The sequence below is a fragment of the Escherichia sp. 20412-1 genome (assembly GCF_003027595.1).
GTDB classification, from domain to species: Bacteria; Pseudomonadota; Gammaproteobacteria; order Enterobacterales; family Enterobacteriaceae; genus Escherichia; species Escherichia marmotae.
In genome coordinates this window covers 1-10622 of sequence record NZ_PYQM01000067.1, presented here as the reverse complement: position 1 = coordinate 10622, position 10622 = coordinate 1, and the positions used below count along the sequence as shown (strand labels likewise).

The window sequence follows — 10622 nt, the reverse complement described above, 5'->3', positions numbered from 1 at the left end:
ATCCTTTACATTAAAACAAAAACAATATAATTCACGCATGCTGCGTAATTTATTTTTATAACAGTTTAATCGTTTATGTTAAGTGAATTTTTCATTATCCATATTTTTTTATCTATTTGGGGTGTTTTGTTGATTCTGTTTTAGATATTTATCGGATTTTATCTTCTTGTTGATATTGTTTTATATATCTATCTTTTTTGTTATTTTGATTGGCGGTTTTATATTTTAAGTAAGAATGAGTGGGTTTAGGAGGGGCCTTGTTTGAGGCAGTGCTGGGAAAACAGAGTCCATGGCAGGACAAAAAAGGTCTTCACTGCATCAGTAATCACATAATCTGGTTAAACGGAAAACTGAGTGATGATAAAAACTGACACAGCCATTATTACTATCGCAGTAAATTATGGTGTCCTTCGGCTGACCACGCACCTCATACACTTGCCGGTGTTTTCCGGGGTAAAAAGATCCGCACTACAGTCAGTTGGAAAATCGTTGCCGCATGCGAACGCGTGAATTGTCAGTTCGTGGCAGAACATACTAACCAGTTGTGGATGGATGATTTCACCTAGGTAAGTATATGGCAGGGCTTTGTCTATGTGGTTGTGTTTGCCGGATACATCGTGAGGTGGCGGTTCTCATCGTCCATGGAAACGACATTCGTGCTGGATACACTGGAGCAGGGGGTATGGGTTCGTCGACAGTCGGCACTATCTATCACAGGTAAGCTGCTAGTCACAGCCGTATTGATATTTATTTTCGATCAGAGCAATTTTCTAAAAAGCTGCGCGGAATAGTAGATCACTTTGAGGGAACTCAGCCCGGATTGTGCGATCTGATCAATCGCCCAATCAAAACAAATCACCAACCGTACTGAGCAATGCCGATCATAGCACCAATTTCCCATGACGAACGACGCCTGATGCAGAAAGCCATCCATAAAATACACGATAAAAATTATGCCCGCAGACTGACTAACATACTGATGCTGCACCGGGGCGACCGTGTCAGCGACGTTGCCAGAACGCTCTGCTGCGCCCGTTCCTCTGTTGGACGCTGGATTAACTGGTTCGCGCAGTCGGGCGTTGAGGGACTGAAATCATTATCTGCCGGGCGTGCCCGTCGCTGGCCGTTTGAGCATATCTGCACACTGTTACGTAAGCTGGTAAAACATTCTCCCGGCAACTTTGGCTCCTAGCGTTCACGCTGGAGTACAGAGCTACTGGCAACAAAAATCAATAAGATAATCGGTTGCCAGTTAAATGCTGGAACCGTTCGCCGTTGGTTGCCGTCTGCGGGGATTGTGTGGCGAAGGACTACGCCAACTCTGCGTATCCGTGACACGCATAAAGATGAAAAGATGGCAGCAATCCATAAAGCACTGGACGAATGCAACACAGAGCATCCGGTCTTTTATGAAGATGAAGTGGATATCCATCTTCATCCCAAAATCGGTGCGGACTGGCAACTGCTCGGACAGCAAAAACGGGTGGTCACGCTGGGACAGAATGAAAAATATTATCTGGCCGGAGCGCTGCACAGCGTCCACGACAGTCATTATACGAGCAGGCAGTTCAGGCAGGTGCTGTGACGTTATCGGATCAAGCAGAGTATGAGTCGCCGGGGAAACGACTGGGATAATAGCCCAATGGAACGTGTCTTCAGAAGTCTGAAGAGTGGGTACCAGTGGCTGGTTACTTTAGCCTCAACGAAGCTGCCCGTGCAATAACTGAGTATATAGTTGAATATTATAGTGCATTCCGGCCTCATGAATATAACGATGAGTTAACCCAAATGAATCGGAAAATCGATACTGGAAAAACTCTAACGCGGTGGCCAGTTTTTGTTGATCACTTCAGGTGTGCACTGACTGAAGTTCTGAATGAACTGGGCTAATCACTGGATAAATTGACCCGCAAATTTGCCGAAGCATTTGTAGTCAGTTTGGCGTAGTGCCACACATTGGGTAAGTCAAAGGCACCGCTGAAAATGATCAGATCCGTTTCACTGGACATGTACAGTTGAAACAAGGATCGGCACTAACTATTAATGAAAATTTTGCCAGTAGTATTAATAGTACAGATAGTACGACAACGATGACCTCTACAACACTTAATCAGCTCAACCGTTTCACTCAATCTTCTTTGTCATTAGGTGAATGGGCAAAATTGACTGCTACAACCGGATTGCTTTCTGACTGGGCAGTAAATAGTAATGCGGGGTCGAGCCTTTCCTTGCTGTCAGTTCAGCTTGGAACGATGTATTCCGCCTAAAGCTGGGAGCTTAGCGGACAAAACACAAGCTTAAATGTTGGCGCGGGTGGGAGCATCACTGGAGATGTCAATGGCAATGATGCGGATAGCATTAGCTTTGTCACGCCTGATATTAACCAATCTATACGCACTTGCAAATTGGGGCAGACAGGAAGCATATAATTGAAAGCGGAGAATTATTTACAGGAGTAACTGCGACATTTACAAGCAGTAATAACTGGGAAAGCGGATTGTCAGAAGGAATCAAATCTGATCTTACCCAGTATTAACCAGCAAGAAGCTCCGTAAGCAATACACGCCTGAATTTCGCAACGAAGCCCTGAATCTTGCAGAGCGCATCGGTGTGGCCGCAGCAGCCTGCTGTCAACGACGAAAGTGGTTCTTCCGCAACCTGGGTGGAAGAAAATGGATGAAACTTTCTGGTGAACAAGGATCTAAGCTGTTTTCAGTTATGGGCAACGCAATGCACTCTCTTAAGACACTTCTACAGTTACCTTGCGGATGGCGATGCAGTCGACAAATTATTAGCTCTGACGGTATAACCCTCCATCTCCACGGGAAACGCAAAACAGCACAATGTCCTGAATGCTTTTAGCGTAGCGACTCTGTTCATAGTTTTCGTCGGCGCCGGATACAGCATTTACCCTGCTCAGGGCAGACGCTATGGCTTGTATTTTCCGTCCGCCACTGGTACTGCCGTAACCCGGCTTGTTCACGTAAAATTTTTGCCGGGTCGCTTGCTCCCTTCGCCAGTTCACACCAGCAGTCTTCACAGGCGTTACAAAATTTACAACGTCAACTGGGATTAATAGCCGGAGGTGAGGCTGGAAAACGGGCAGCAACGGCAATGGGTCTCCGTTGCAGTGCTGATACTCTTCTTCGCAGGGTTATCAATACCCCGGAGACGAAACAGTCAGGCGCACCTCATGTCGGTATTGATGAGTGGGCGTGGCATCGGGGCCACTGCTACGGTACGTTAATCGTCAATCTTGATACTCACCGTCCCCTCGTCCTGCTTCCCGGTCGTGATCAGCGTACGCTGGCGACCTGGTTCAGAAAATATCCGGAAATACAGGTTGTCTCGCGTGATCGCAGTGGAGTCTATGCGACAGCAGCACGTGAAGGTGCACCTCAGGCCAGACAGGTGGTCGATCGATGGCATCTGCTAAAAAATATTGGCGATGCACTTGAACGAATGATGTACAGACATATGCCTCTGATACGTCTTGTTGCCAGTGAGTTGTCACCAAAGAAATCACCTGAGCCAGAACTGTCTGTGCCTGCAGCATCGCTCCGTCGTCCGGAACGCCTTAAACAGCAAACCCGCAAAAAACGGCATCAGCGTTGGACAGAGGTTATGGTCCTGCATAACAAGGGATGTAGTTTCAGGGAAATATCCCGTATTACAGGCCTGTCACGTGTGACAGTCAGTCGCTGGGTGCGTTCAGGAACATTCCCTGAAATGTCAACCCGGCCTCCAAAGCGAGGGCTTCTGGACCCATGGAGGGAGTGGTTAAAAGAGCAACGAGAAAGTGGTAATTATAACGCCAGCCGGATATGGCGGGAAATGGTGGCCCGGGGGTTTACAGGCAGTGAAACCATCGTAAGGGATGCTGTTGCCAAATGGCGTAAAGACTGGATCCCACCGGTTACTACTGCCGCCAGACTTCCTTCAGTGTCCCGGATAAGCCGCTGGTTGATGCCCTGGAGAATAATCAGGGGTGAAGAAAATTATGCTTCCCGATTTATTAGTCTGATGTGTGAAAAAGAACCGGAGCTGAAAATAGTGCAGCAACTGGTACTCGAGTTCTACCGTATTTTGAAAACCCAAAATAAATCACAGCTAAGCAGCTGGTTCACTCGAGTCCACGAAAGCGGTTCAGCAGAACTTCGGCGCGTGGCTGCGGGGATGGAAGCTGATGCTGCGGCTATATGTGAGGCAATCAGCAGTCGCTGGAGTAATGGAGTTGTCGAAGGTCATGTAAATCGCCTGAAGATGTTGAAACGCCAGATGTATGGTCGAGCCGGATTTGAACTACTCAGGCAGAGGGTCATGAGTCCACTGGCATGAAAATCTCCACCCAGGTTGCGGAAGAACCACTATTGCACCGTTCGTGACAGCCTGCGAGCTCAGATCGTATGAATCACAGCTTTATGCCTGGCGTCGCAAACAGCAACAACAGCTGACTTTCACCGAGCACGAGTGCGAACTTGCCGCAGAAAATGCTCGCCTTAAACGCCAGCTAACTGAACGTGACGAGGAGTTGGCCATTCTCCAAAAGGCCGCGACATACTTTACGAAGTACCTGAAATGAAGTATGTCTTCATCGAAAAGTATCAGATTGAATTTTTAGCATCAAAGCCATGTGTCGTGTGCTTCGGGTTGCCCGCAGCGGCTGGTATGCCTGGCGTCTGCGTCGATATCAGCTCGGACCGGCTCATCTGTGATACAGCTGCCCGTAACGCATTCACTGAGGCAATGGGACACCTCGTCTCGCTGACGAACTACCGAGTACAATATCAAAACCATTGTAGCCAGCCTGCATCGTCAGGGAGTGCGGGCAAAAGCCACCTAGAAGTTCACCCCGATCAGCTACTGTGAACATGGCCTACCGATATAGGAGAATCTGCTGAAACAGGATTTTTACGCCAGTGGTCAAGACACAGAAATGTGCAAGTGACATCACGTATCTGCGCATGGACGAAAGCTGGCTCTATCCGGCAGTAATCATCGACCTGTGGTCACGCGCCGTTATTGGCTGGTCGATGTCACCGCGTATGACTGTGCAACTGGCCTGCGATGTGCTTTAGATGGCGTTGTGGCGGTTTTGTCCTTGACCCACGATATTCAGACAGTCGTTGTATCTTAAGTTGACGTTACCCGCTGACGTCGATATTCCCTTGGTGAGAGATAACCTAACGCACTATGCGGATGGTTTTCATTGTAATGCTCGATCGCCACTGCAAGGTTATGCAATGCCGTTCTTACATTCGGTTTCGGCATGAACGCGATGTAGTCTTCTTTCATCGTTTTCACGAACCTTTCTGCCATTCCATTGCTCTGAGGGCTACTGACTGCCGTCGTGCAGGGCTCCAGATTCAACTCTCTGGCGAACTGCCGTGTTTCATGCGCTCTGTACGCTGAACCGTTATCAGTCTGCCACTGGATTGGCCGTTCCGCTCCTTTATCGCCAAAGCGTTTTTCTATTGCTCCTGACATGACATCCTGCACCGTTGCTTTGTCATAACCTCCCGTGCCTGCTGCCCAGTCTATGGCTTCACGATCGCAACAGTCCAGTGCGAACGTGACACGCAGTTTTTCGCCATCATCACAACCGAACTCAAAGCCATCGGAACACCAGCGCTGGTCGCTTTCCTTCACCGATATTCGGCCTTTATGTTCCCGCTGCGGCCGTGAAGGCTTGTCATGTAACAACAACAGGTTATTTTCGCTCATTATCCGATAAACGCGCTTTGCATTCACGAACAGCAGTCCTTCGTTACGGGACTGCTGTTCGTGAATGGCCCAGACACGACGATAGCCATATGTCGGCATATCGCTGATGATATCAAGGATGCGTGCTAACACTTCCGCATCCGCAGCCTCATCACATCTGCGACGATGTTTATTCGGCTTATTACCAGATGTTTTCATCCTTTGTGCCAGTTGCGCACGCGACACGCCCAGAATACGGCTTACCAGGGTTATTCCTTGTCCGTTGGCAACAAGGGCGCATGCGCTATCCATTTTCGCGACTGACCATACTCCACCGCTTCTTTGAGGATCTCAACTTCCATGGTTTTCTTACCCAGCAAGCGCTGTAACTCTTTTATTTGTTTTATAGCGACAGCCAGTTCTGAGGCAGGAACGACATCCTCTCCGGCAGCAACAGCAGTGAGATTTCCTTCCAGATATTGTTTTTTCCACTTAAACAACAGGCTGGGCTGAATACCATGCAAACGCGCCACATGGGACACCGTCATGCCAGGCTCCATAGTCTGTTGAATAATTGCGATTTTTTCCTGAGGTGTTTTACGTTTACGCACCTCTTTTCCTAACAAAACGCCAGCCATCTCAAAATCAGAACTAGTGTTAGACATATATCCAAGCCTATCTCTTATTTTTAGATACATCTACTGTCTGGTATTTCAGCGGGCCAGTTCAGTTAATACGACGCACTATCCATAAATAAAATCATTTATTTTTAATTATTATTCCCAAACCCACTCCCAGGGAGGTGGTGATTACTCCTGCAAGACTATAGCCCGAAGAATGCCCATGGCGAAATTGCGAAGGACATAATTCCCTGACTGCATACCCAACTATCAAGCATTGTAGAACAGCCATTCATCACTTTACTGACTTGTCGATATGAGTAGTACAGTCCATATCGACAATTAGTTGCGCACATTCCGTGTCAGAATTCAGAAGAAAAATTTACCACAAAAATCACTAGATGTGTTATAATTTAACTACAAGGAAAGGTTCTTTTTTTGATCTATTATAAATATCCCAGTCAACTTTCCAATATTTGTTAAGTACAATGGTTCCACCATAATTCTGTATATTTATTAACGTAGTATTTGGTGCAACGGAAAATTTGCCAAGCAAACTACCATTAACCAGCGTTTTTTTATATTCTTTTCCTTTATTAAGACGCACATAATCCGATTGTGCAATTACCACACCGTTATGCACTGTTGTTACAGGAAATAATGCCTCATAGCAAATGTATGCTTTAAAAGAAAAATCATGAACCTGAAACGTATCACTATTTTTTATTTTATTATCTATATTAAGATATTCTGATGAGAGACTTGCTGAAGTATTAAATACACTTTTCTTTTCGATAAATGGAATTAACACCGTTTTCTGATGCAATTGCAAGCGATCATTATACAGAAACATTGATATAACATTATTAATTTGTTTGTAACCAAAAAAATTGAATAAGAATGCATATTTTTTAAGACTTGAATCAGATTTAATCTTTAACAAAAGGCTATCTGTATTCCCTTTGATAAATAAATTTTTATAACCAAAATAAACATTTTCTGAGAAAACAACAAGATTAACGTTGTGATTTTTTATAAACCTAACCATATCATCGTAAAACTGTTCTGTGGTTCCACCGTTTTTGTAATAAAGGCCGACCTGAATAATAGCTATATTAATCTTTGGTGCTTTGTCTGAAATTAATGTACAGATTGGTAATATCGTAGACATATAGCAAACCAGTAATATTATTATTTTTTTTAAATCACAAGAAAAAAGCAGAGCCGGAAATAAGTTTATGATATATAAATTAAATAAAGGTATATTCGTATGCGGCAAAAATAACAAACTGTATTTATAATATAATATAATTGGATTCAATGGGATCGAGATCTTTAATGCTGAAATAAAGGTTACAAGTGCAGCGTATATAACACATCCCAAAATTCCTTTCCCTGATATATAGTGATATATAGTGAACATCAGAATGTTGTATGCCACTACATATAAAAAGATTATTGGGTTGAAATGAACTGGAGGACCAAATGAAAAAAAATACTCATTCGCTATCTCGAGTGATAAAAGAAAAGAATAGATAAAAACAAAAAATAAAGATAATTTAAATTTACCTTTTGAAATAAGATAGTAGCAAAATAAGAATATGATGAATATAATATGTAAAAGCATATTGTAACAGTTAGCAATTTTCCAGTTTAATTACACTCATATTGCTTGTAATAAGTTCAAGATCATGTGTAACCATGATGACACTCCCTCCGGACTTATTATATTCTGATAAAATACTCATAATTATTCTTTTGTTATTTCTATCCAGGCTTGCGGTAGGTTCATCAGCCAAAAGAATTTTAGGTTTCTTTATTAGAGCTCTGGCAAGGGCAAGTCGTTGCTTCTCGCCACCAGATAGATTAATGGCTTTCATATCTGACACCGGAAGCCCAACAATTTCAAGCATAGCATGTGCAACTTCCTCTGCTAATTTCAAGTCAGGATAGTCTACGGAGCAAAGAAGATTGCGTATTACACTTTGTTTCTCATTAATAAGAGAGTCTTGAAATATAAAACCAAAATACTCCTTTCTTATCCCTGCCGTTATGTTGTAATCTTTTGGATTGATCTTCTTGCCACAAAACTCATAACTCCCATAAAATTCTCTGTCTAACAAGCCAAGTATGTTCAACAGGGAACTTTTTCCGACACCGGAAGGACCGGTAATAACATGAAAAGAACCGTCTTCAACATACAAAGATACAGAATTAAGGATTTTTTTATCCTTGAATTGTTTATCATAAATATCTAATTTGATCACTTTATTTCAATCTCAAATGCAGTATCAAGTAATTCAGATAGTTTTTTATGATCTCCAGTGATGTTCAATGTGACAACCCTTAAACCAGAAGACTTATCATCTTGACCACTTTCAGTCGTACGGGTGACACGAATCACCGATGCAAAACCAGATAAACCATTGACCAAAGAACGATATTCTATTTTCTTTTCTTTTATGTTACCGTGTAAAGAAACTGGATCAATTTTTACATCAATAAAAAATTGATCAAGAAGTTCAATATCTACAATATCATCTCCAGAGTTGACATATTGTTCATTGTTTACAAAAATATTTCTTATAATAAATGGGGAAGAAACAAAAGGCTTTGCAAGTTTTAACATATTGGCAATGTTATCCTGCTCTACATTAAGATTTATAATAGTCATATTAGAGTCATTTATTTTATCTTCTATGTCAAGTAGTTCATCCTTAGAGATATATCCTGACTCATAGGCATATTTACTCTCTTTATAATCAGTTTGAAGCCGATGTTTCTTTTTCCTTTCAGCTTGTAGTTTTTTCTCAATCAAAAGGTTCTTGGAGTTATACTCATAATTTAATACTTTAAACAAGGTGATATTTTGTTTTATTTCACCTTCTTCAATATCGGATAATTTTATAATTCCAGGGTAGGGGCTTTTAAAATGAATAATTTTATTCCCATGTAATACACCGTAATATATGTCACAAAAAGCTTTTGGTGAAAAAAGACTAGCCAAGAAAATAAAGATAAAGTTCATAATACATAAGTTCATTCTCACTCCTTTTGATTTCAAGCTCAGTGTCATAAATGTCATCCTGTAAAGAATAATATGCAAGTACACTTTCTTTCTTATTTTTCACTCTTTCTGAAATGTAGCTCAATTCTTTCCACTTTATATATAAGCCTTTTTTTAACATTGAATTTTTTTTCTTCATTATATGAAGCTTGTTGCTAATATCAAAACGTAACAGCTCAATTCCTCTGAAGTCACTAAGGTTATCAATACCGTTTCTTACCAAATTCATTGCGTTCGTTTTCTTACTATTAAACGATGAAAAAAAATCACTCAACGGTATATCTATACTTATGCTGGCATTATAATCCATTTCTCTCAGGGATATATCGCTCAATGTTCCACCATTTTTAGGAGTCAAACCAACAGAAACATATAATGATGGTAAAAGTGATGACTCGCTAATTTTGTTATCAATCTCAACAGATTCATTCTTTTTCCGATAAATATCTCTGACTAATTCCATAATACTTGATCTTTTACACGATTTTATATCTGTAAGTGAGATTTCGTGAAGTAACTTTTCCGGGACGGCATAATCACTATTGATCTTCATAAGAGTATACTGTCTTTCCAGTTCGACCTCGTTAAGTGTATTTTTCATCTTATCAAGATTGTTTCGTTTTATTTCTGTGTCAAGATGAGGTATTTTTCCCATATTAAATAATACCTTCGACATGTTGTAATCTGTCTCTAATTTTTTAATTTGATTTTTAGTTAATTCAATTTGCTCAAGTTTATATAAGTAATTTATATTATCATAATAAAAATTCAATAAATACTCATATTTTTTTCTTTGCAACTCTAGATCTTGTAAGCTTTTTTGGATCGCTAACTTATCTTTATTATTTTTATATTTATATGCAGCAAACACATCCTGTGAAAGAGAAAAATATACATTACTATCACCAAAAGTAGACAGCCTCTTTTTATTATTAATGTATTGCCCCATACCCATAGACATTCTTGGTAAAAGTGAGGTGATATTATTTGATTCTTCAACCTTATTTTGTTCTTGATCCAGAGAATAAGAAGAAAAAATTTTAGTTTTATTAAAATAATTATCCATGATGCACTCCTGTGCTCTGGCATTCGGAATAACTGTGAAAATATAAAAAAGAATAACCGGCCTTAATGAAGGTATCATTGTTGTCGTCCCTTAATTAAATATATGGGATTTATCCTGAAAAATAATCTGCCAAGTAATACATTCTGTCTCTTATTACACATCTCCG

5 protein-coding genes and 5 pseudogenes are annotated in these 10622 nt (G+C 41.3%); 5 read left to right on the top strand and 5 right to left on the bottom strand.

All coding sequences use genetic code 11. The features are described from left to right. Positions 1-434: 434 nt before the first annotated feature. From C7B16_RS25500 to C7B16_RS22955, 5 pseudogenes are all read left to right on the top strand, one after another. A pseudogene (locus C7B16_RS25500) lies at positions 435-701 on the top strand (IS3 family transposase); the annotation flags it as partial. A gap of 173 nt (positions 702-874) precedes the next feature. Continuing rightward, positions 875-1844, top strand: a pseudogene (locus C7B16_RS22975) (IS630 family transposase). Between the two features lie 109 nt (positions 1845-1953). Next, a pseudogene (locus tag C7B16_RS25710) lies at positions 1954-2390 on the top strand (autotransporter outer membrane beta-barrel domain-containing protein); the annotation flags it as partial. Positions 2391-2718: 328 nt separating this feature from the next. Beyond that, positions 2719-4338, top strand: a pseudogene (locus C7B16_RS22960) (ISL3 family transposase). Positions 4339-4387: 49 nt separating this feature from the next. Further along, positions 4388-5075: pseudogene (locus tag C7B16_RS22955) on the top strand (DDE-type integrase/transposase/recombinase); the annotation flags it as partial. Positions 5076-5133: 58 nt separating this feature from the next. Here C7B16_RS22955 and C7B16_RS22950 read toward each other — a convergent pair. The 5 genes from C7B16_RS22950 to C7B16_RS22930 form a co-directional block, all read right to left on the bottom strand. Next, positions 5134-6341, bottom strand: a protein-coding gene (locus C7B16_RS22950; protein ID WP_107180209.1) for an IS3 family transposase whose coding sequence is annotated in 2 segments (ribosomal slippage) — positions 5134-6020 and positions 6020-6341 — 1209 coding nt in all. Because the reading frame shifts where the segments join, the coding sequence is not laid out codon by codon here. 388 nt (positions 6342-6729) lie between these two features. Then, the gene (locus C7B16_RS22945) at positions 6730-7494 is read right to left on the bottom strand and encodes an apolipoprotein acyltransferase (RefSeq protein ID WP_258182609.1); all 765 of its coding nucleotides are present in this window, start codon (positions 7492-7494) and stop codon (positions 6730-6732) included. 466 nt (positions 7495-7960) lie between these two features. Continuing rightward, positions 7961-8590 carry an ABC transporter ATP-binding protein gene (locus tag C7B16_RS22940; RefSeq protein WP_107180206.1) on the bottom strand — a complete coding sequence of 210 codons (630 nt, stop codon included), beginning with the start codon at positions 8588-8590 and terminating at the stop codon, positions 7961-7963. Next, the gene (locus C7B16_RS22935; protein WP_258182608.1) at positions 8587-9366 is read right to left on the bottom strand and encodes an HlyD family secretion protein; all 780 of its coding nucleotides are present in this window, start codon (positions 9364-9366) and stop codon (positions 8587-8589) included. The genes C7B16_RS22940 and C7B16_RS22935 overlap by 4 nt, the downstream gene beginning before the upstream one ends. After that, positions 9323-10456 carry a TolC family protein gene (locus C7B16_RS22930; RefSeq protein WP_107180205.1) on the bottom strand — a complete coding sequence of 378 codons (1134 nt, stop codon included), beginning with the start codon at positions 10454-10456 and terminating at the stop codon, positions 9323-9325. Before C7B16_RS22930 ends, C7B16_RS22935 begins: the two co-directional genes overlap by 44 nt. Positions 10457-10622 lie beyond the last annotated feature (166 nt).

Bases quoted from the DNA above. Each gene is read 5' to 3' on its own strand.
- C7B16_RS22935 (WP_258182608.1), bottom strand. From the start codon at position 9,366: ATGAACTTATGTATTATGAACTTTATCTTTATTTTCTTGGCTAGTCTT.
- C7B16_RS22945 (WP_258182609.1), bottom strand. From the start codon at position 7,494: ATGTCTACGATATTACCAATCTGTACATTAATTTCAGACAAAGCACCA.
- C7B16_RS22930 (WP_107180205.1), bottom strand. From the start codon at position 10,456: ATGGATAATTATTTTAATAAAACTAAAATTTTTTCTTCTTATTCTCTG.